The organism is Neobacillus sp. NRS-1170, assembly GCF_050468025.1.
The window spans coordinates 1-20,022 of sequence record NZ_JBITPF010000067.1 but is presented as its reverse complement, the minus strand read 5'-3'; the positions used below and the strand labels follow the sequence as shown (position 1 = coordinate 20,022).

At 41.3% G+C, this 20,022-nt stretch carries 24 protein-coding genes; 20 read left to right on the top strand and 4 right to left on the bottom strand.

Going from position 1 to position 20,022, the window contains the following annotated elements; all coding sequences use genetic code 11:
* Positions 1-104 precede the first annotated feature (104 nt).
* From ACIFOT_RS25120 to ACIFOT_RS25110, 3 genes are all read left to right on the top strand, one after another.
* Positions 105-299 carry a hypothetical protein gene (locus ACIFOT_RS25120; RefSeq protein WP_430069401.1) on the top strand — a complete coding sequence of 65 codons (195 nt, stop codon included), beginning with the start codon at positions 105-107 and terminating at the stop codon, positions 297-299.
* An 84-nt stretch (positions 300-383) separates the two neighbouring features.
* Entirely contained in the window at positions 384-1,667 is a 1,284-nt protein-coding gene (gene aceA, locus ACIFOT_RS25115; RefSeq protein ID WP_430069397.1) for an isocitrate lyase, read from the top strand.
* Positions 1,668-1,968: 301 nt separating this feature from the next.
* Positions 1,969-2,400 (top strand): YueI family protein, encoded by a 432-nt coding sequence (locus ACIFOT_RS25110; protein WP_430069394.1) that lies wholly within the window; start codon positions 1,969-1,971, stop codon positions 2,398-2,400.
* 38 nt (positions 2,401-2,438) lie between these two features.
* On the opposite strand, the gene ACIFOT_RS25105 is transcribed toward ACIFOT_RS25110, so the two are convergent.
* Complete coding sequence (locus ACIFOT_RS25105) at positions 2,439-2,894, bottom strand: OsmC family protein (RefSeq protein WP_430069392.1); 456 nt, start codon at positions 2,892-2,894, stop codon at positions 2,439-2,441.
* An 89-nt stretch (positions 2,895-2,983) separates the two neighbouring features.
* Here ACIFOT_RS25105 and ACIFOT_RS25100 point away from each other — a divergent pair, with 89 nt between their 5' ends.
* The 5 genes from ACIFOT_RS25100 to gatB all read left to right on the top strand — a co-directional run bounded on the left by ACIFOT_RS25100 (position 2,984) and on the right by gatB (position 7,277).
* Positions 2,984-3,484: a VanZ family protein gene (locus tag ACIFOT_RS25100; protein WP_430069389.1), complete on the top strand. Its 501-nt coding sequence runs from the start codon at positions 2,984-2,986 to the stop codon at positions 3,482-3,484.
* Positions 3,485-3,498: 14 nt separating this feature from the next.
* Entirely contained in the window at positions 3,499-3,924 is a 426-nt protein-coding gene (gene fosM / locus ACIFOT_RS25095; RefSeq protein ID WP_430069386.1) for a FosM family fosfomycin resistance protein, read from the top strand.
* 149 nt (positions 3,925-4,073) lie between these two features.
* Positions 4,074-4,367, top strand: coding sequence for an Asp-tRNA(Asn)/Glu-tRNA(Gln) amidotransferase subunit GatC (gene gatC, locus ACIFOT_RS25090; RefSeq protein ID WP_430069382.1), 294 nt, complete (start codon positions 4,074-4,076; stop codon positions 4,365-4,367).
* Between the two features lie 12 nt (positions 4,368-4,379).
* Positions 4,380-5,837: an Asp-tRNA(Asn)/Glu-tRNA(Gln) amidotransferase subunit GatA gene (gatA, locus tag ACIFOT_RS25085; protein WP_430069379.1), complete on the top strand. Its 1,458-nt coding sequence runs from the start codon at positions 4,380-4,382 to the stop codon at positions 5,835-5,837.
* 12 nt (positions 5,838-5,849) lie between these two features.
* Positions 5,850-7,277 carry an Asp-tRNA(Asn)/Glu-tRNA(Gln) amidotransferase subunit GatB gene (gene gatB / locus ACIFOT_RS25080; RefSeq protein ID WP_430069376.1) on the top strand — a complete coding sequence of 476 codons (1,428 nt, stop codon included), beginning with the start codon at positions 5,850-5,852 and terminating at the stop codon, positions 7,275-7,277.
* A 466-nt stretch (positions 7,278-7,743) separates the two neighbouring features.
* Here the strand turns inward: gatB and ACIFOT_RS25075 are convergent, their stop codons facing one another.
* On the bottom strand, positions 7,744-8,175 hold the full coding sequence (locus ACIFOT_RS25075; protein ID WP_430069374.1) for a VOC family protein: 432 nt from the start codon (positions 8,173-8,175) through the stop codon (positions 7,744-7,746).
* Positions 8,176-8,313: 138 nt separating this feature from the next.
* Between ACIFOT_RS25075 and ACIFOT_RS25070 the strand changes: the two genes are divergently transcribed.
* Positions 8,314-8,856: a DUF1697 domain-containing protein gene (locus ACIFOT_RS25070; protein ID WP_430069371.1), complete on the top strand. Its 543-nt coding sequence runs from the start codon at positions 8,314-8,316 to the stop codon at positions 8,854-8,856.
* A gap of 38 nt (positions 8,857-8,894) precedes the next feature.
* On the opposite strand, the gene putP is transcribed toward ACIFOT_RS25070, so the two are convergent.
* A complete protein-coding gene (gene putP / locus ACIFOT_RS25065) occupies positions 8,895-10,376 on the bottom strand; it encodes a sodium/proline symporter PutP (RefSeq protein WP_430069369.1) in 1,482 nt (493 codons plus the stop codon).
* A 223-nt stretch (positions 10,377-10,599) separates the two neighbouring features.
* On the opposite strand from putP, the gene ACIFOT_RS25060 reads away from it, so the two are divergent.
* Complete coding sequence (locus tag ACIFOT_RS25060) at positions 10,600-11,151, top strand: thioredoxin family protein (RefSeq protein WP_430069367.1); 552 nt, start codon at positions 10,600-10,602, stop codon at positions 11,149-11,151.
* A gap of 38 nt (positions 11,152-11,189) precedes the next feature.
* Here ACIFOT_RS25060 and plsY read toward each other — a convergent pair whose 3' ends face one another.
* On the bottom strand, positions 11,190-11,810 hold the full coding sequence (gene plsY / locus ACIFOT_RS25055; protein ID WP_430069364.1) for a glycerol-3-phosphate 1-O-acyltransferase PlsY: 621 nt from the start codon (positions 11,808-11,810) through the stop codon (positions 11,190-11,192).
* Between the two features lie 111 nt (positions 11,811-11,921).
* Here plsY and ACIFOT_RS25050 point away from each other — a divergent pair, with 111 nt between their 5' ends.
* The 10 genes from ACIFOT_RS25050 to ACIFOT_RS25005 all read left to right on the top strand — a co-directional run.
* Positions 11,922-12,560: a pentapeptide repeat-containing protein gene (locus ACIFOT_RS25050; protein WP_430069361.1), complete on the top strand. Its 639-nt coding sequence runs from the start codon at positions 11,922-11,924 to the stop codon at positions 12,558-12,560.
* A 326-nt stretch (positions 12,561-12,886) separates the two neighbouring features.
* The gene (locus tag ACIFOT_RS25045; RefSeq protein ID WP_430069358.1) at positions 12,887-13,405 is read left to right on the top strand and encodes a sigma-70 family RNA polymerase sigma factor; all 519 of its coding nucleotides are present in this window, start codon (positions 12,887-12,889) and stop codon (positions 13,403-13,405) included.
* The gene (locus ACIFOT_RS25040; RefSeq protein WP_430069355.1) at positions 13,402-13,866 is read left to right on the top strand and encodes a hypothetical protein; all 465 of its coding nucleotides are present in this window, start codon (positions 13,402-13,404) and stop codon (positions 13,864-13,866) included. The genes ACIFOT_RS25045 and ACIFOT_RS25040 overlap by 4 nt, the downstream gene beginning before the upstream one ends.
* Positions 13,863-14,942: a hypothetical protein gene (locus tag ACIFOT_RS25035; RefSeq protein ID WP_430069353.1), complete on the top strand. Its 1,080-nt coding sequence runs from the start codon at positions 13,863-13,865 to the stop codon at positions 14,940-14,942. The genes ACIFOT_RS25040 and ACIFOT_RS25035 overlap by 4 nt, the downstream gene beginning before the upstream one ends.
* Positions 14,935-15,030: an LPXTG cell wall anchor domain-containing protein gene (locus tag ACIFOT_RS25030; protein WP_430069350.1), complete on the top strand. Its 96-nt coding sequence runs from the start codon at positions 14,935-14,937 to the stop codon at positions 15,028-15,030. The genes ACIFOT_RS25035 and ACIFOT_RS25030 overlap by 8 nt, the downstream gene beginning before the upstream one ends.
* The gene (locus tag ACIFOT_RS25025) at positions 15,027-15,950 is read left to right on the top strand and encodes a LiaF transmembrane domain-containing protein (RefSeq protein WP_430069347.1); all 924 of its coding nucleotides are present in this window, start codon (positions 15,027-15,029) and stop codon (positions 15,948-15,950) included. Before ACIFOT_RS25030 ends, ACIFOT_RS25025 begins: the two co-directional genes overlap by 4 nt.
* 134 nt (positions 15,951-16,084) lie before the next feature.
* Positions 16,085-17,026 carry a diacylglycerol kinase gene (locus tag ACIFOT_RS25020; RefSeq protein ID WP_430069476.1) on the top strand — a complete coding sequence of 314 codons (942 nt, stop codon included), beginning with the start codon at positions 16,085-16,087 and terminating at the stop codon, positions 17,024-17,026.
* 392 nt (positions 17,027-17,418) lie between these two features.
* Positions 17,419-17,964, top strand: coding sequence for a cysteine hydrolase family protein (locus tag ACIFOT_RS25015; protein ID WP_430069345.1), 546 nt, complete (start codon positions 17,419-17,421; stop codon positions 17,962-17,964).
* A 63-nt stretch (positions 17,965-18,027) separates the two neighbouring features.
* Positions 18,028-19,491: a nicotinate phosphoribosyltransferase gene (locus ACIFOT_RS25010; RefSeq protein ID WP_430069343.1), complete on the top strand. Its 1,464-nt coding sequence runs from the start codon at positions 18,028-18,030 to the stop codon at positions 19,489-19,491.
* Positions 19,492-19,669: 178 nt separating this feature from the next.
* A partial coding sequence (locus ACIFOT_RS25005) for a hypothetical protein (protein ID WP_430069340.1) occupies positions 19,670-20,022 on the top strand: 353 nt, incomplete at its 3' end.

Below are 20,022 nucleotides of genomic sequence, written 5' to 3'. Positions count from 1 at the left end.
ATTTTTATAAAATTTTCAGAAAAGTAGTTCCATTTTTGAAAAGTGTGTTATATAATACAAAACGAGGATAGTTACTGTATTATAACAAAGAGGTGATCTAGTTCGTGTCGACGCAAAAGTCTCGTATTGAGGTGTCCAGGGCTTCGAAAGCCCAGTATGATGAGATTTTAACACCAGAAGCATTAAATTTTACTGAAGAGTTTGAGTGTAAATTCGGAAGCAGGCTGATTGAACTGTTACAATGCAGGGTTAAATTCCAACGGGAAATAGGTGCACAAGCCTATACCGACGGCAGTTAACTGTTTGAAGGCTATTTTAAACGTTAGCTGGATATGAAAGTTTATAAAAAAATAAAATTAATAGATTAATAGGAGGAATTTAAAATGACAAATTCAAGAGTAGCGGGGTTGCAAGAAAGCTGGGAGTTAGATAAGCGCTGGAACGGGATTACTAGACCATATACGGCGGAGGATGTTATCAAGCTTCGAGGCTCGATTGATATCGAACATACATTAGCAAAAAAGGGCTCAGAAAAGCTTTGGAAGCTTTTGAATGAAGAGGATTACATCAATGCCCTTGGCGCCTTGACAGGAAATCAGGCTGTTCAGCAAGTAAAAGCAGGACTGAAAGCCATTTACTTAAGCGGCTGGCAGGTTGCAGCAGACGCCAACCTTTCCGGACATATGTACCCGGACCAAAGTTTATACCCAGCAAACAGTGTACCAAGCGTTGTAAAACGAATTAACCAAGCCTTACAGCGTGCCGACCAAATCACTCACTCTGAGGGTGACAACTCTATTGACTGGTTCGCACCAATCGTCGCCGATGCTGAAGCCGGCTTTGGCGGACAGTTAAACTGCTTCGAATTAATGAAAGGGATGATTGAAGCAGGTGCTTCAGGCGTTCACTTTGAAGACCAGCTATCTTCCGAGAAAAAATGCGGCCACTTAGGCGGTAAGGTGTTGCTGCCAACCCAAACGGCGGTTCGAAACTTAATTGCTGCTCGTTTAGCAGCAGACGTTATGGGCGTTCCTACAGTTTTAGTAGCTCGTACGGATGCCAACGCTGCGGATTTAATCACTAGTGATATCGATATGAATGACGCCCCATTCATTACAGGAGAGCGGACACCAGAAGGCTTTTTCCGTACAAAGGCAGGGATTGATCAAGCGATTGCCCGCGGCTTAGCTTATGCGCCATATGCAGACCTAATCTGGTGTGAAACTTCAGAGCCAAACATTGAAGAAGCAAGACAATTTGCGGAAGCCATCCATGAGCAATTCCCTGGCAAACTATTAGCCTACAACTGCTCACCTTCCTTCAACTGGAAAAAGAAACTGGACGAAGAAACGATTGCAAAATTCCAGCAAGAGCTCGGCAAAATGGGCTACAAGTTCCAGTTCGTAACACTAGCAGGTTTCCATGCGCTAAATCACAGCATGTTCGAGCTTGCCCGCGGCTACAAAGAGCGCGGTATGGCAGCTTACTCCGAATTACAGCAGGCTGAGTTCGGCAGCGAGCAACACGGCTACACTGCAACACGTCACCAGCGTGAGGTTGGTACTGGTTACTTCGACCAAGTATCCATGGTCATCTCTGGTGGAACCTCATCCACAACAGCATTGAAAGGTTCTACCGAAGAAGAACAATTCTCAGCGAAAAAATAAATGCAGATTTGAATCCTTCTCTCCGTATGGAGAGGGGGATTTTTTTATAGGGGTAGTTTACTCTTGGATAGTGGGTGAATACTCTCGGAGGAGCTGCGATTACTATCGGATAGTGGGTGAATACTCTCGGATGAGCAATGATTATTCTCAACAAGTTGAATTGCTCTCGCATAAGACGGTTTTACTCTCGGATAACCTTGTTTTACTCTCGATTTGGTCGTAACCCCATTTTTTTTGAAAAGGCACATTTTTTAAGTTATTATCATACAAAATAATAGCCTTTTATATGGAGTTGATTTTTTTGAAAAAACAAACCGTGGAAGAGGTATTGCAGCAAGGAATCCATGGGCCTCTGGAAACAAAGCCTGATGAGCGGCGTAAATACTTAGGGACATTGCGTGAACGGATTATTGTGGCACTGTTGAAAAGCCAGGTAGCAGAAACAAAGGTTTATCCCCAAATTGAACGGCACATGAAGGAAAACCCTAGAGCGCATCTTTTTTTAAACGGCAGTATGAGCTATGAGAACCTATCCAAGTATGTAAAAGTTGCCACCAAAAATAAAATTGAACACACCATTGTAACGAATAAAGGCCATGATACGGAGTTTGGCTTAATCTTGGCGATGAACTATGCCATTGATAAAGAGGAAATCCTTATTACGAAAAATGTCCCGATTAATCAGCCAGACAAAAAGAAAAAGGGGCTGTTCGCTAGAATTTTTAAAAATTAAAATAAGAAAAAGGCGTAATCCAAACGGATTGACGCCTTTTATTCGGCAGCCGCAACTTCAACAGTCGCCTGCAACTCCATTTCAACATTCCCTTGGACAGCGCGGCTGATCATGCAGGAGGCTTCCGCTTTTTTGGCAAGACGATGTGCCAATTCAATCTCTTTTTCGGCAGCATTCCTTTTCAAGACAATATGTGGCTGATGAATAATTTTTTTATAAGTAATAACCCCTTTGGTGACATCCACAATTCCCTCGGATTCCATCGTTAAGCTTTCCTTCTCAAGCCCGCTTCTCTCCATGATGGCAGCAAGAGTAATGATATAGCAGGTTGCGGCAGCCCCAAGCAGCATTTCATCAGGATTGGTGCCAACTCCCGGACCCTTCATTTCAGGGGGGATTGACACTTTCGTCTTCAAGTTCGCGGTTTCAATTTCTCCAACATCATTCCTTAATCCCGGCCAATTAGCTTTTAAATGAAAGTGATGTTCAGCCATCTTAAATTCCTCCTTTTTATCTAGTGCAAGATTGAAAATATATGGTATTTTTATAGGAGCGCTGTAAATTATTTTGGAGTAGTGTAAGGATGAAAATATTAAAAAAATTTGCTTTAACCATAGTTCTGTTTCTTTATTTAGCCATACTGACAAAACTTATTTTATTCAAATATATTCCGTTATCAGAGATTATTCATCATTTTAATTTTACCTACAATGAATACCACTGGCGTTCCAACAATTTCGTGCCATTTAAAACGATTTACTTTTACCTTTACTTAGCTGATATCAATTTTAGTATTATAATTGAGAATTTAGTCGGGAACGTTATCGGTTTTGCCCCATTAGGGTTTATTTTACCATTATTATCGAAAAAGTTCTTAAAATTGAAACCTGTCATTCTTGCCGCATTCAGTCTTAGTTTAACCTACGAAGTTCTGCAGCTGTTATTTGAATTTGGCAGCTTCGATGTCGATGATTTAATTTTAAACACCCTTGGAGGGTTTCTGGGGTTCTTACCTATTAAAATCATTCACTTTTTCTCCAAGTTTAAGAAAAAGCAATTTACAAAAAGAAAGAAAGTTAGCTAATTGGAGGGGGATTTATGTCTGTAAAAGGTATAAACCATCTGCTTTTTTCTGTTACCAATTTAGAGAAATCGATTGAATTTTATCAGCAGGTTTTTGATGCTAAGCTACTGGTAAAAGGAAGAAGTACTGCTTATTTTGACCTTAATGGAAACTGGCTTGCTCTTAATGAAGAAAGAGATATCCCTCGAAATGAAATTTATCAATCTTATACACATATTGCTTTTTCAATCGATGAAGCAGACTTTAATAAAATAACCGAGAAACTTAAGGGATTGAACGTCAATATCCTTCCCGGTCGTCAAAGGGATGAAAGGGATAAAAAGTCGATCTATTTCACGGATCCTGATGGCCATAAGTTTGAATTTCATACAGGGACATTGCAGGACAGATTGGACTACTATAAGCAGGAAAAAACACATATGGAGTTCTACGAAAAATAAGGGGGCAATGCTCCTTTTTTTCATGCTAGTAATCTAAAACACCTCAGAATTGTTAATACTGATGTAGGAATCATTGCAGTAAAGCGCAAAAGTTTGATATTATCAATATTAAAATAAAACTGAAAAAAGGGATTGGGGGGTTATGGAACATGTCACGAATTTCCACTGATCAGGTTAAGCACGTGGCCAATCTGGCTCGTTTAGCAGTATCTGAAGAAGAAGTTGAAAAATTCACCAAGCAGCTGGATGCAATTATCACATTTGCAGAACAGTTAAATGAATTGGATACAGAAAATGTAGAACCTACATACCACGTACTTGATTTGAAAAACGTATTGCGGGAGGACATTTCGAAACAAGGCTTGCCGCGTGAAGAGGTACTAAAAAATGCGCCGGAGCATCAGGCTGGCCAAATAAAAGTACCATCGATTTTGGGAGAGTAAGGAGTGAAAAGAATGAGTTTATTTGATTATAAAGTTTCAGATCTGCACGAGCTTTTACATAAAAAAGAACTAAAGGTTTCAGACCTCGTTGATGAATCGTATAAACGAATTGCCCAGGTCGAGGACAAAGTCCAGGCTTTTTTAACGTTGGACGAAGAACGGGCGCGCCTTACAGCGAAATCGCTTGATGAGAAGCTAAACACGGATGTGACAAAGGGCTTGCTTTTCGGCATGCCGATTGGATTAAAGGATAACATGGTGACAAAGGGCTTACGGACAACCTGTGCGAGTAAGATACTTGAAAACTTTGATCCCATCTATGATGCGACTGTTGTGCAGAAGCTTCAACAGGCAGAAACAGTTACCATTGGTAAGCTTAACATGGACGAGTTTGCCATGGGTTCATCAAACGAAAATTCACGTTTCCAAAAAACACGCAATCCATGGAATCTTGAAACGGTTCCAGGTGGTTCTTCAGGTGGTTCAGCAGCATCCGTTGCAGCAGGGGAAGTCCTGTTTTCATTAGGTTCCGACACAGGCGGTTCCATCCGTCAGCCGGCAGCGTTTTGTGGTGTGGTTGGATTAAAGCCAACCTATGGTCGTGTTTCCCGCTTTGGCCTTGTTGCATTTGCCTCATCACTTGATCAAATCGGACCGATTACGAGAACAGTAGAGGATAATGCCTATCTGCTGCAGGCGATTTCTGGTTTAGATCCAATGGATTCAACCTCTGCGCCTGTAGAGGTTCCAAACTTCGCCAGTGCTCTGACAGGAGATGTGAAGGGTTTAAAAATTGCTGTCCCGAAAGAGTATTTAGGCGAGGGTGTCAGTGAATCAGTCCGTCAATCTGTGTTAGATGCTTTAAAAGTGCTTGAGGGACTGGGGGCAGTTTGGGAAGAAGTATCACTGCCGCATTCAAAGTATGCTCTTGCAACCTACTATTTGCTTTCATCCTCTGAGGCATCAGCGAACTTGGCCCGCTTTGATGGCGTACGTTACGGCTATCGTGCCCCTGATGCCGAAAGTTTAATGGATTTATATAAAAAGACAAGAGCTGAAGGCTTTGGAGAAGAAGTAAAACGCAGGATTATGCTTGGAACCTTTGCGCTTAGCTCTGGTTATTATGATGCTTATTATAAAAAGGCACAGCAGGCACGTACGTTGATCAAAAAAGACTTTGAAGATGTTTTTGAAAAATATGATGTTATCGTCGGCCCAACAACGCCAACACCAGCCTTTAAAATTGGCGAAAAAATCGATGATCCATTGACTATGTATGTCAATGATATTTTAACGATTCCATTAAACTTGGCCGGTTTACCAGGAATCTCAGTTCCATGTGGCTTTGATGGCGGCCTGCCGCTGGGCTTGCAAATCATTGGCAAACATTTTGATGAAACAACGGTTTATCGCACAGCACATGCGTTTGAACAGGCAACAGATTTTCATAAACAGAAGCCAGGATTGTAGGGGGTGGAGAAAGTGGAATTTGAAACAGTGATTGGACTTGAGGTCCATGTTGAGTTGAAAACCGAATCAAAAATCTTTTCGGCCAGCCCAAACCATTTTGGTGCTGAGCCAAATACGAATACAAGTGTCATTGACCTTGGCTACCCGGGAGTATTGCCGGTCCTGAATAAAAAAGCAGTTGAATTCGGGATGAAAGCGGCAATGGCCTTGAACTGCGAGGTGGCGACACACACGAAGTTCGACCGGAAAAACTACTTTTATCCAGACAATCCTAAGGCCTATCAGATCTCGCAATTTGACAAGCCGATTGGCGAGCACGGCTGGATTGAAATCGAAGTAAATGGCTATACGAAGAAAATTGGGATTACCCGGATTCATTTAGAAGAGGATGCTGGAAAGCTGAACCATGAAAAAGGCTACTCCTTATGCGATTACAACCGTCAGGGAACTCCGCTTGTTGAAATCGTTTCGGAGCCGGATATCCGCACCCCTGATGAAGCCTATGCTTATTTGGAAAAATTAAAATCAATCATTCAATATACCGGTGTTTCCGATTGTAAAATGGAAGAAGGCTCACTTCGCTGTGATGCCAACATCTCCATTCGTCCAGTAGGGCAAGAAGAATTTGGAACAAAAACTGAGTTGAAGAACTTGAACTCGTTTAACTTTGTCCGCAAGGGTCTTGAATTTGAAGAAAAGCGCCAAAGAGAAGTGGTTTCTTCAGGTGGAAAAATCGATCAGGAGACACGCCGCTTTGATGAAGCTACCGGTGCAACATTGCTGATGCGCGTAAAGGAAGGTTCGGATGATTACCGCTATTTCCCAGAACCAGACTTGATGGATATATATATTGATGAAGATTGGAAGGCACGAATTCGCGCTGAAATTCCCGAACTGCCTGACCAGCGTCAAAAGCGCTATGTGGAAGAGCTTGGGCTGCCAGTTTACGATGCAAAGGTTTTGACAGTTACAATAGAAACAGCTAATTTCTTTGAAGCAACGGTTAACGCCGGTGCAGACGCAAAGATGGCTTCCAACTGGGTAATGGGTGAAGTGTCTGGGTATTTGAATGCTGAAGGGAAAGAGCTGCATGAAGTTGCCTTGACCCCTGAAGGCTTAGCAAGCATGATCAAGTTGATTGATAACGGAACAATTTCCTCAAAGATTGCGAAAACCGTTTTTAAAGAGTTAATCGAAAACGGCGGGGATGCCGAGCAAATTGTGAAAGACAAAGGTCTTGTTCAAATTTCAGATGAGGGAACGCTGCTTAAAATTATTGAAGAAGTTCTTGATGCGAACCCTAAATCTGTGGAAGATTTCAAGGATGGAAAAGCAAAAGCAGTGGGCTTCCTTGTTGGACAGCTGATGAAAGCGACCAAAGGACAGGCCAACCCGCAATTGGTCAATCAATTGCTGCAGCAAGAATTACAAAAACGATAAATTGGTAAGCTGGCAGAACGACTCTGCCAGCTTTTTTAGTGAGAAAAAGGTCGAACATGGTTCGACATTGTTTTTTTCAATTTCCCGGGAAAAATCCAAATAAAATAAGGAATTGCAACCTTACTAAATAAACGTTTGATTAATATAGAAATAATGGATAACTTGTCGAAATGTGTAATTTTAGTGGATAATAGAAGCTTTTCGACATGTATTTTATAGTATTTGAGGACAATGAACCAAATTTTCGGCATAATTCTCACCTATTTTAAGAGAAAAACCTACTATTTATAGGGGCAAATACCATTTTTAATCAAACGTTTAATTAGTCGCTTTCGATGCTAATCAAACGTTTGATTGAAATGACCAATTTCCTTCATATGATCGACTTTTCCTCACAAATCTATCAAGAAGTTTGTCGAAAAAAAAGAGCTGCCTAGGCAGCTCAATAGGTTAATTAAAAAAGGTTTTAAAAAGAAATCATCGCCCCGCGCTCATCAAATACAGAGGTGGGATTCCAAGCTACTTCCCAAAGATTGTTTTCGGGATCTGCAAAATAGGCTGTCCTGCCGCCCCAAAAGGCATCACTTGGTTTCCTTAATATTTTTCCCCCTGCCTGACGGATTTCCTCAATGGTCACGTCGACTTGCTCTGGCTGCTCAACATTAATAGCAAAGCTTACACCGTGATAAGTTTCTGTTGAGCGGGAGAGCTCAATGCCAGCATCCTTCGCCAATTCTTCAATTGGAAACAATGATAGCAGAACCCCAGCCGTTTTGAAAACAGCATATTGGTCAGAACTAATTTCCGTTTCTTCCCAGCCCAATGATTGATAAAACGAACGCAAAATAGGTAAATTGTTTGCTCCTATTGTAATTAAAGTTACTCTTTGCAGAACCATATTTCCTTCCTCCCAATGTGTTAATGTTCACTATTTTCTCCAAACCCAAACAAATATCCTTCAACTTATGTAGTTTAATTTGCTCCACAGATGTTAAGATTTAAGGAGGGGAACCAATTAAATAAGCGAAGTACATAAATGACTATTTATATTGCATTACTCCGGGGGATCAATGTTGGAGGGCATAATAAGATTAAAATGGCAGACCTCAAAAGTCTATTAGAGGACATGGGTTTACAAAAAGTGAAAACATATATTCAAAGTGGAAATGTGTTGTTTGAATCAGATGTGGAAACAGAAAGGCTTAGCGGGCAGCTGGAGGAAGAAATAAAGAAAACTTTTGGGTTTCCAGTCCCGGTTATATTAAGAACAGCGGAGGAATACGAACGGATAATTCACGACTGCCCTTATTCGACGGAAGTCTTAAAAGTAGGGGAAAGCATTCAAATAGCCTTTTTAGGGGGCGAACCTTCTCAGGGTGGGATTGACCATTTGCAAAACTTTGAAAGTGAAAAGGATGAATGCAAAGTAATCGGAAAAGAAGTATATCTCTTTTTCCGCCAAAGCATCCGGGATTCTAAATTGGCAACCCAGCTTCCAAAACTTGGCGTACCTTCAACAGTGCGGAACTGGAATACGGTAATGAAGCTGGACATTATGGCTAAAGCAATTGCGGAATAAAAAAAGCTCGGATTAAGTTCCGAGCTTTTTTTGAATCACTATGAAGCATCATTAAGTAAGCGGACGCTTTCATCAAATTCTTTTTCGATTTCTTCATTCTTTTTATACGTAACTAAGCTGACAACAACAGATACAACAAAGTTAAGGACAAACCCTGGAACGATTTCATATAGAGTATCGCCAAGTCCAACGTTTTTCCAAACGATAACGGTAACTGCACCCACAATCATTCCGAAAAGGGCTCCCCATTTGTTCATCTTTTTCCAGAATAAGCTTAATAAAATGATTGGACCGAATGAAGCTCCGAATCCTGCCCAAGCATAGGCAACAAGGCTTAAAATCGTGCTGTTTTGCTTAAAAGCAAGCGCTCCAGCAACAACGGACACAAGGAGTACAGCCATTCTACCTAAGAAAACAAGGCGTTTATCACTAGCGTTTTTGTTCATGACTACTTTGTATAAATCCTCAACCAATGCACTTGAAGTTACGATTAACTGAGAAGAAATTGTGCTCATAATGGCGGCAAGAATTGCTGCCAAGGCAAAACCAGCGAAAAGCGGGTGGAAGAAAATCTGGCTTAAAGAAATGAATACTGCTTCCGGATTATCAAGTTTATGAGCAGTATTATTATGGAAAAAAGCAATACCAATTAGTCCAGTAAAGATCGTCCCGATTAAAGAAATAATCATCCAGCCCATACCAATGCGGCGAGCACTCTTTGTTTCTTTAATGGTTTTAATCGCCATAAAGCGGACAACGATATGCGGCTGTCCGAAATATCCAAGGCCCCAAGCCATTGCCGATACAATACCGATGAATGTAGTGCCTTTAAACCAATCAAGCCTTGTTGGGTCGATGGCGCGAATCGTATCAAACGTTTCAGTAGGTCCTCCAGTAATGAAGATACCCAACGCTGGAACTAAGAATAAGGCAATCAGCATCATTAAGCCTTGTATGAAATCTGTATAACTTACTGCCAAGAATCCGCCGAATAAAGTGTAGGCAATTGTAACACCGCCGACAATATAAAGACCTGTAAGATAGTCAGTACCAAAAGAACTCTGGAAGAAGACCGCTCCAGAAACCAGCCCCGAAGAAACATAGAAAGTAAAGAAAACAAGAATAACGATACCAGAAACAATACGGAGCATGTTTGATTTATCCTTAAACCTGTTTTCAAGATAACTAGGAATTGTAATAGAATCATTCGCCACTTGAGTGTAAGAACGTAGTCGCGGTGCCACCAGTAACCAGTTCAGATAAGCACCAATCGTTAAACCAATCGCGATCCAAGCGCTCGCTAAACCCGTTACATATACGCCGCCAGGCAATCCCATTAACAGCCAGCCGCTCATATCGGCAGCACCGGCACTCAAGGCGGTTACAGCAGGTCCTAACGACCTTCCCCCAAGCATGTAGTCCGTCAGATTGCTAGTTTTTCGATAAGAATACCAACCTATTAAAAGCATACCGGCTAAGTAGATTCCAATCGAAATCAGCTGTAGTGTTTGATGAGACATACTTTTTCCCCCTTTGTTATATTGGAAATAAATTTAAATAATATTTCCTATTTATAAAATATTCTACCAACTTATGATGACTATTTCTACTGTATATTTATTACTTTTTTGAAATAAGGAAAAATTGTCTTAATATAGCTTTTGAATGGATTGTAAGCAGTTCTGTTGTAAGGAATGCGTGGGATGGCTATCATAAAAGTAAATGTATGGGGGTGCTAGCAAAGTGGAATTAAATGGATGGTTTCAAAAAGGAATGACACTGGATGAGTATACCAATTCTATGACTCGAAATAAAGAGGAAATGCTTTCGATTTACGAGCGATTTACGCTAACTGCTGAGGACCAAAGGAAACTAGAGGCGTTAAAGCCTCAGGGGCTGAAGGCAATTGTTTTAACAGAGGATTGGTGCGGGGATGCATTGCTTAATAACCCAATTTTAATGAGGGTTTCTGAGGCTGCGGATATGGAAGTGCGATTTGTTCTGCGTGACCAGAATCTTGAACTGATGGATCAATATTTAACAAACGGCACATCTAGAGCGATCCCGATTTTTATTTTTATCAATCAAGAAGGTAAGGAAGTCGGAGTTTGGGGTCCGAGGGCGCCTGAAATGCAGGCTTTAGTAGAAGAGGGACGCGCCTCCCTTCCAGAAAAAGATTCCCCGGAATTTCAAGAGAAGCAAATGGAATTGTACAAGCGCCTGGGTAAAGCTTATCAAACAGATTCCTCGATTTGGCAGACTGTGGCAAATAGCATAATTAGTAATCTTTTATAAAAAAATCCCCGGTAGAAATTTTTCTGCCGGGGATTTTTTTACAATTTAATGTTCTTAGGGGGAATGCGGTCATTCGCTAAATTTTTATCATTAATTTTTGGTTCGATACCTAAGATGAAGTTTCGGATATTTGAGCGGTGGAGGAAAATTAAAAAGAAAGTGAAAAATAGAAAGATAAGTTCATATTCAAGGTTAGGTGAAAGAAAAGCATATAAGAGCATACTGAGGCCTACAGTAATAGAGCCAATAAACACGTATTTCGTTAAAAAAATGACCAAAAAGAAGGTAATATAAGCAATTACTAACAAAGGGATATTAGCAATCAAAAGTGCCCCTGCTGTTGTCGCGATGGCCTTACCGCCTCTAAAACCAGCAAAAATAGGAAAACAATGACCGATGACGGCAGCTAGTCCGAAGTAAAGAGGTTCGGCATCTAGGTTGACAAAATTAGGAAGTGATGCGGCCAGGGCGCCTTTGCCAAGGTCAATAAAAAGGACAACTATGGCTGATTTTTTACCAAGAACCCTCAGCGTGTTAGTTGCACCGGGGTTTTTGCTGCCAAGATCCCGGATGTCGACCCCAAAAACCAGTTTGCCGATTATGAGGGCAGTGGGAACGCTTCCGATTAAATAGGACAAAAGAAGCAATAACCAGAACATAAGAATCTCCCCCGTCAAAGAATTTTCTGTTTCTAATAGCATTCTATCATAATTAAATGGTATTATTTTGTAGAATTATCACAATTCTGAATTAAAAAGAGGATGAACGATTTGAGTCGGAAACAAAAAATTTTACAGCCTATTATTCCTAAAGAGTTAATGCCAATGAATTTTGAGGACCGGGATGATACATATGTTTCGGTGGCTTTGATTAGTGATTGTTCCATTATAGGAGAAGAAATTGAAAGATTAAAGTTTGAACAAGTGGTATTTCAGAATGTTACGTTCATTGATGTCTCATTTCGCTACGTTGAACTAATTGATGTTATTTTTGAACGATGCGATTTATCCAATTCCAACTTTGGTGATGCCAGTATTCACCGAGTTGAGTTTAAAGAATCTAAACTTGTTGGCCTGAATCTTTCAGATGCCACACTCCGCAATGTGTCATTTAGCCATTGCAATGCCAACCTTTGCTCATTTGGTTATGCTGATTTAAAACAAGTGAGTTTTGATACATGCTCCCTCCGTCATGCTGACTTTTATGAATCGAAATTTCACCATATTGATTTTAAAGAAAGTGACTTATATGAAGTGAATTTTACTGGAACCGCGCTTAAAGGGATAGATTTTAGCAGCTGTACCTTAAATCAGCTAATTTTATCGCCTGAAAGTTTAGACGGCTGCATTGTTACTTCTGAACAGGCTATTGGCTTTGCCAAGTTGCTGGGATTGATAATTAAAGATTGATTCTATAGAACCGTGCGGAAACCAATCGTGCGGTTTTTATTTTTTGGGCTCTGTTAAACGATAGTGTTGTTTTTTTATACTCTGTTGATTGGAGCGGAAAGGCACTCGACTCCTGCGGGAGTACGGGGCTGGGGAGACCCCACAGGCGCAAAGCGCCGAGGAGGCTGCCCGGCACGCCCGCGGAAAGCGAGCGCCTGGAGCGGAAATCAACAGCCAAATAATTTTTTTAAAAGTGTAGGGGTTTACCAAATTACCTTCGTCTATTAATATGACAGATTGAAAGAAAGGGGGAGAGTTCGATTAACGACACGGTTTTAATAGAAAAAGTGCTGCAAGGCCATGATCATGCCTTTCGTCTTTTGGTTGAGAAGTACCGCAATGATGTGTTCCGGACGGTCTTTGCTGTACTTCGTGATCAAAAGGAAGCGGAAGATGCGGCACAGGAAGTGTTTATGAAGATTTATACTTCTCTCCCCCAATATGAAAACCAAGGTTTTAAAACGTGGATGACGCGCATTGCCGTCAATCATGCGATAGATGTAAAAAGAAAACAGGCAAGGCGAAGAGAGGAAGTAGTCGAGGCACTCGAGCAGGGGGCAATAGGAACGCCGAGGGACAGTGTGGAAAAAGAGATTATTGAACTAGATCAGCGCAGGCTTGTCAGAAATAGGCTGAATGAATTACCGGAGAATTACCGGGATGTCATCTACGGATTTTACATTGCGGAAAAAAGCTACCAGCAAATGGCCGATGAACAGCAGGTGCAGGTGAAAACAATCGAAACCAAACTTTACCGGGCTCGAAATTGGATGAAAAAGAATTGGAAGGAGGACGATTTTTCATGAAGCATTACAGTTATGTTGAGTGGCTCCAATACGTTAAAGAGGAAATCAGTGAACAAGACCGTGAAACATATGAAAGACATCTGTATACATGCGACCAATGTCTAGACGTTTATATACAGGCTGTTACAGCAAATGAATCATCACTCCCAATTCTATCAAATGAAGGCAATTTTACCGATTTAGTAATGGCGGAGGTTTCGAAACAAAAACAAGAATCTGCTGCACCAAAAACAAATAAAAAGCCAATTTACCAGCAGGCTATGTTCCATTATCTGCTGGCCGCGGCAGCAACAATTTTATTAATGTTAACAGGGGCCTTTCAATCTTTGGCAAGTTATGCGAACTCGCTTGAAAGTCCGCAAAAAATTCAGGAGAAAAAGCCTTCAGTTACGGAAGGCGTGATTAATAAAACATTTGCATGGATGGATTCACTAGAAAACAAGGAGGCAAATAAGAAATGAAAAGTTCGACAAAGGCATTAACATTATCACTTTTTCCGGGCCTCGGACATATTTATTTTGGGAAAATGTTTCGCGGTGCCGTCTATTTACTTGCCGTATTTGGCTGTGCAATGGTTACTGTGATTGCAATCGCCAATCAAGGTGGGGAAGTAGTGGTTGTCCCATTTATGGTGGGTATTTTCATCTATCTGGTTAGCTTTATTGATATGGGTGTACAGATTTCCAAACAGAAAAAAGCTCTTATCGCCGGAAATTCAGACGGTCCACATGAACAGGTTACTCAGGATTCGGAACGTTTCTATACGATTGTCTTGTCGTTTGTTCCAGGGCTTGGTCATTTCCAGCTCGGCTTGATGAACAGGGGCTTAACCCTATTGGCGACCTTCCTAGGTCTTGGCGTCATGGTAATCTTTGTGACGGCTCTTTCCAGCCGCGAAGAATTTCTCGTTTTCTTGCTCGGGCTGCCGGTGATCTGGGTATATGGATTTTTTGACGCCGTGCAGCAGGTCAACAAAAAGCAGCGCGGTGAGGAGTTAGTAGACAGAACGATATTTGAAGACTTTGAAGCGCGCCGGGAAGACGGCAAGAAGAGCAAATCAATTGCCACCTTTCTCTCGATTTTCCCTGGAGCCGGTCATTTATATCTCGGCCTGCAGCGACGCGGTATTCAGTTGATGGCAGCATTCTTATTCTCGGTCTATATATTGGACGTTTTGCGTCTCGGTATTTTCTTATTTTTAATCCCGATCATCTGGTTTTACAGCTTTTTTGACGGTCTCCAGAAGGCATCAAGGTACGGGGAAGAAACGGTTGAAGATGTGCCAATCATCGCTTATTTCCTTAATCATCAAAAATGGGTCGGCATCGGACTTATCTTATTAGGGCTCTACTATTTAGTGATGAACATCTTGCTGCCTGCACTTTCACCAATTTTAACAAGAATTATCAACTTCGATCTTCAGTATTGGATACAAGGCTATTTCCAAACCGGACTTGTCTGCCTGTTGCTGATCGGCGGGGGTATTAAGCTTTTATCTGGCAGCAAACAGAAGCGGGAGGTAAAGAATCATGATTAAGTGGAAAAAAACGATAGCAGGCGCAGTCCTAATTGGGGCCGGGTTTGGGTTGCTTTTTAGAAAAAGAAAAGGGGGGCGGGGCGCATGAGGACATGGCGTGTTGGAACGTTTTCGATGGGGACCTCGCTCGTTTTCCTTGGCATCTTCCTCTTTCTATCGAAGTTTTTGGGGCTAAATCTCATTCAGGTGATGACTGGCTGGTGGCCTATTTTATTAATTGTTTTGGGAATTGAAATCTTACTATATTTGTTTTTATCCCGGCAGGAACAACCGGTGCTGCGATATGACTTTTTGAGTATTTTCTTTGTTGGATTGATTGGAACAGTGGGCATTGTGTTTGCGATTATGAGCTCAACTGGCCTCATGGGAAAGGTCGAGGAAGTGATGGCGAGAGAGGAACGGTCGTTTGAACTGCCTGCCTTTTCCTATAAAGTGGATGATAGCATCAAACGGGTGGTAGTTAGAACGGTTGGCTCTGATATGACAGTTGAGGCGACCGACGCAAAAGAAGTCAGTATGTTTGGCACATACCGGGTGCAGACAGCTGGTAAAGCAAAGCTTCTTAAGAGTGCGGATGATATCATCGCAGCCAATCAAAAAGGCGATACGCTTTATTTAAACTTAAAAGGCATGCCAAACCAAGTTGGTCCGTTTGATTCGCCGGGAATAGTCGCTGGGACAATACTGGTGCCGAATGATGTGAAGTTGGAAGTGTTAGGGAATGGTGATTCGCTTACCCTTAAGCCGAGGAATCTGGCAAATGATTGGAGTATTGCGAGTACCTCATCTGTTGTGGTCGATGTACCGGAAAACAGCAATTTGAAGGTGGGAGTAGTGGGTGCCCAGGAATTAAGAGGGAAAGAGACTGAATGGAAGATAGAAGAGAAAAAAGAATCCAATGTTCCGGAAGATACCTTGGAGAAAAACGCTTTTTATCAAACCGGGGAAGGCAAATACCATATTAATATTGCAGATGCATACAGTGTTAATTTAAATACGAATCAGTAGATTTTTGCAAATTGAAAAAAAAACGTTATGATAGGAGATGGACGTTTGGCATTGCAATATAATTGTAAGCCTTGATGATAATTGGTAGAATATAGAAAACCAATTGTGATTTCAAAAAATAGGATGATGAAATGATGAAAAGAGCAAGACTGATTTATAATCCTACTTCAGGACGTGAAATGATAAAGCGCCATCTTCCGGAAATTCTTGAAAAGTTAGAGGTTGCAGGATACGAGGCATCTTGTCATGCGACGACCGGTGCGGGGGATGCGACGAATGCGGCAAAAATTGCCGTTGAGCGAAAGTATGATGTCGTGATTGCAGCAGGCGGCGATGGCACAATCCATGAAGTGGTAAACGGCCTAGCCGAGCAGGAGTATCGTCCGAAAATGGGAATTATTCCAGCTGGAACAACGAATGATTTCGCCCGGGCTTTGCATATTCCTAGGGATGTTTCCAGTGCTGTGGATATTATCACAAAAGGAGAATTGATTCCTGTCGACATTGGACGCATCAATGAAAAATATTTTATTAATATTGCAGGCGGCGGCAAAATGACCGAACTTACATATGAGGTACCGAGCAAATTAAAAACGATGCTGGGCCAGCTTGCCTACTATTTAAAAGGGATGGAAATGCTTCCTTCGATTAAAGCTTCCGATATTAAGATAGAGTATGATGGAAAGCTTTTTGAAGGGGAAGCGATGATGTTTCTTGTTGGTTTGACTAATTCCATTGGCGGATTTGAAAAACTAGCACCTGACGCTTCCATTAATGATGGTTTGTTTTCTCTTTTAATTTTGAAAAAAGTTAATTTGGCTGAGTTTATTCGGATTGCGACGCTTGCGATTCGCGGTGAACACGTGAATGACCCGAACGTTATTTACACGCAGGCCAACCGAATCAAAGTCTATTCTTCTGAAAAAGTACAGTTAAATTTGGACGGAGAATTTGGCGGCTTGCTGCCGGCAGAGTTTGAGAACCTTTACCGTCATTTAGAGGTTTTCGTACCGCTCGAGAATATCCGCCCGCTTGATAGGCCGAAGGATTGGGTCTCTGGACAAAGATATAGTTAACAAAAGTTCGTTCCTGCGGGAGCGGGCTTTTTGTTTGTAATAAGCATACTTGCCTGTAACAGATTAGCGAAGTGGATTGTGGTAAAGGGGTCTACGTGACCATAGAGGGTATGGAAAGGGAAATTGGGTAACGTAGAGGAGGTCTATGTGACCGAAAAGAGTAAGAAAGGTTGAAAAAGGTAACGAAGAGGAGGTCTATGTGACCGAAAAGAGTAAGGAAGGTTGAAAAAGGTAACGAAGAGGAGGTCTACGTGACCAAAAAGAGTCAAGAAAAGGAACCGGATAACGTAAAAAAAGTTTACACATTGAGAAATAATAAAGGTGAAAGGAAATTCGATTAACGTCACGAATAAATTTAATAATGAAGAAAGAAAATGGAAGGAGCGATGGATATGAAAGCATTAATCAATATCGATTACACGTATGACTTTGTAGCGGATGCCGGGGCACTAACATGCGGTGAGCCTGGTCAGGCGATAGAGGAAAGAATCACCCGGCTGACAAAAGAGTTTATTGAGAGAGGAGATTACGTGGTATTTGCCATCGATGTCCATGATCAAGGAGATGAATTCCATCCCGAAACGAGGTTGTTTCCACCGCATAATCTTAGAGGAACGGCAGGCCGTGACCTATTCGGCGAACTTCAAGAGGTTTATGACCAGAATAAACATCGTGAAAATGTTACCTATATGGATAAGACCAGATACTCCGCTTTTGCAGGAACAGACCTGGAAATCAAAGTGCGCGAACGAGGAATTACAGAGGTTCACTTGGTGGGCGTTTGCACAGATATTTGCATTCTTCATACCGCGGTAGATGCCTATAATAAGGGCTTCAAAATAGTAGTGTACAAGGATGCTGTGGCGTCATTTAATCCAGCCGGCCATGAATGGGCGCTCGGCCACTTTGAACAATCCCTTGGTGCTATGGTGAAATAAACTTTTTAGTGTTATTATTGGATATAATGTTGAAAAGCTGTAATAGTATCCGGAGGTCTTATTATGAAACACTTTTATCATGATGATAGTTTAACTCTGCATACCGATCTATACCAGATTAATATGGCAGAAACATATTGGAGAGATGGAATCCATAATAAACGTGCAGTCTTCGAACTATTTTTCCGCAAGCTTCCTTTTGGGAATGGCTACGCTGTTTTTGCTGGTTTAGAAAAAGTCATTCAGTTTATCCAGAGCTTTCGATTTAGCGAAGACGACCTGGAGTATTTAAAAAATGAAGTAGGCTACCATGATGATTTCCTAGAATATCTTAAAAATATGCGTTTTACCGGAACCATCCGCTCGTTAAAAGAAGGCGAACTTGTCTTTGGCAATGAACCGATTATTCGCGTAGATGCCCCGTTGGCAGAAGCCCAGTTGGTTGAAACAGCGCTGCTAAACATTGTGAATTACCAAACATTGATTGCAACAAAAGCTTCAAGAATTAAGCAGGTTGTCGGTGATGAAGTAGCGATGGAATTTGGGACAAGACGGGCACAGGAAATGGATGCGGCCGTTTGGGGAACAAGAGCAGCGTATCTTGCAGGATTTGAAGCTACAAGTAATGTTCGTGCCGGGAAAATGTTTGGAATTCCTGTATCTGGTACACATGCGCATTCGATGGTTCAAGCCTATAAGGATGAATATACAGCCTTTATGAAATATGCCGAAACACATAAGGACTGCGTTTTTTTAGTTGATACATATGATACCTTGCGCCTGGGAGTGCCTAATGCTATTAAGGTAGCAAAAGAAATGGGTGACAAAATCAATTTTCTTGGAATTCGCCTTGATAGCGGTGATCTTGCCTATCTTTCAAAGGAAGCACGTAAACTTCTCGATGAAGCAGGCTTTAAGGATGCAAAAATTTATGCTTCCAGCGATTTGGATGAGCTTACCATAGTGAGTTTAAAAGGCCAGGGAGCCAAAATAGATAGCTGGGGAATCGGGACAAAGCTTATTACGGCCTACGATCAGGCTGCATTAGGTGCTGTTTATAAAATTGTTGCGATTGAGGACGACAACGGCAAGATGGAAGATACCATTAAAATCTCTTCCAACCCTGTAAAAGTAACGACTCCGGGGATGAAGAAAATCTACCGGATTATTAATAATAAGAACAACCATGCAGAAGGGGATTATATCGCGATGGAGGATGAAAAGCTGCCGGAGAAACGTCTGCGCATGTTCCATCCAACCCATACGTATATGAATAAAGTGGTAACCAACTTTACCGCGAAAGAGCTTCATGAAGATATTTTTGTAAACGGCGAGCTGGTTTTTGAAATACCTTGTTTGGAGGAGTCACGCGATTATCATAAACAAAATCTTAATGCGCTCTGGGACGAGTACAAGCGGACAATGAATCCGGAGGAATACCCAGTCGACTTAAGCCAAAAATGCTGGGATAACAAGATGAAGAATATTGAAGAAGTAAAAGAAAAAGTTGCAGCTATGAAGGAATAATGAGAAAGGCGCATGTTCGGCGCCTTTTTTTATGCTAATAGTGACTCTTTTTTCACTTTTCCTAGTAACTCTTCTTTGAAAAAAAGCTTTTTCATTAGGTAAAACATACAGACAAAAAAAGGAAACTTCGAATAACGTAAGATAGTAATTAAATAATATTTAAGGAGTGAAACTTTGTATGTCTTTTCCTAATATCCCTGAGGATATAAATCCAATCGAGGGATTAGATTCTGAACAAGTAGCCCTTTTGCTGCTTGTAAGCATCGCATTTGAAGAACTTGGACTAGCCCATTTAATAAATGCAGAAGCAGAAAAGCTTCAAGGAGCGATTGGTACCCTTGAACCAGCAAATACAGACATTCAAGCTAGAACTTTTGCTGAGTTATTAGCGGCTAACAGTGAAGTTGAAAAAATGCTGCAAACAATTATCAAAAAAGAAATGTTACTCCAATTTAAATTTGAAAATGTCCTTGAATTTCTATCAACGTCAACTTCAACAACATCAACCACTACTACAACCACTACAACCAC

Excerpts from the sequence above, each read along its gene's own strand:
- ACIFOT_RS25025 (WP_430069347.1), top strand. The coding sequence starts at position 15,027 with ATGAGGACATGGCGTGTTGGAACGTTTTCGATGGGGACCTCGCTCGTT.
- plsY (WP_430069364.1), bottom strand. The coding sequence starts at position 11,810 with ATGTTCTGGTTATTGCTTCTTTTGTCCTATTTAATCGGAAGCGTTCCC.
- gatA (WP_430069379.1), top strand. The coding sequence starts at position 4,380 with ATGAGTTTATTTGATTATAAAGTTTCAGATCTGCACGAGCTTTTACAT.
- ACIFOT_RS25040 (WP_430069355.1), top strand. The coding sequence starts at position 13,402 with ATGAAGCATTACAGTTATGTTGAGTGGCTCCAATACGTTAAAGAGGAA.
- ACIFOT_RS25035 (WP_430069353.1), top strand. The coding sequence starts at position 13,863 with ATGAAAAGTTCGACAAAGGCATTAACATTATCACTTTTTCCGGGCCTC.
- ACIFOT_RS25015 (WP_430069345.1), top strand. The coding sequence starts at position 17,419 with ATGAAAGCATTAATCAATATCGATTACACGTATGACTTTGTAGCGGAT.
- ACIFOT_RS25020 (WP_430069476.1), top strand. The coding sequence starts at position 16,085 with ATGAAAAGAGCAAGACTGATTTATAATCCTACTTCAGGACGTGAAATG.
- ACIFOT_RS25075 (WP_430069374.1), bottom strand. The coding sequence starts at position 8,175 with ATGGTTCTGCAAAGAGTAACTTTAATTACAATAGGAGCAAACAATTTA.
- putP (WP_430069369.1), bottom strand. The coding sequence starts at position 10,376 with ATGTCTCATCAAACACTACAGCTGATTTCGATTGGAATCTACTTAGCC.
- ACIFOT_RS25100 (WP_430069389.1), top strand. The coding sequence starts at position 2,984 with ATGAAAATATTAAAAAAATTTGCTTTAACCATAGTTCTGTTTCTTTAT.
- ACIFOT_RS25030 (WP_430069350.1), top strand. The coding sequence starts at position 14,935 with ATGATTAAGTGGAAAAAAACGATAGCAGGCGCAGTCCTAATTGGGGCC.
- ACIFOT_RS25070 (WP_430069371.1), top strand. The coding sequence starts at position 8,314 with ATGACTATTTATATTGCATTACTCCGGGGGATCAATGTTGGAGGGCAT.
- gatC (WP_430069382.1), top strand. The coding sequence starts at position 4,074 with ATGTCACGAATTTCCACTGATCAGGTTAAGCACGTGGCCAATCTGGCT.
- ACIFOT_RS25010 (WP_430069343.1), top strand. The coding sequence starts at position 18,028 with ATGAAACACTTTTATCATGATGATAGTTTAACTCTGCATACCGATCTA.
- aceA (WP_430069397.1), top strand. The coding sequence starts at position 384 with ATGACAAATTCAAGAGTAGCGGGGTTGCAAGAAAGCTGGGAGTTAGAT.
- fosM (WP_430069386.1), top strand. The coding sequence starts at position 3,499 with ATGTCTGTAAAAGGTATAAACCATCTGCTTTTTTCTGTTACCAATTTA.
- ACIFOT_RS25105 (WP_430069392.1), bottom strand. The coding sequence starts at position 2,894 with ATGGCTGAACATCACTTTCATTTAAAAGCTAATTGGCCGGGATTAAGG.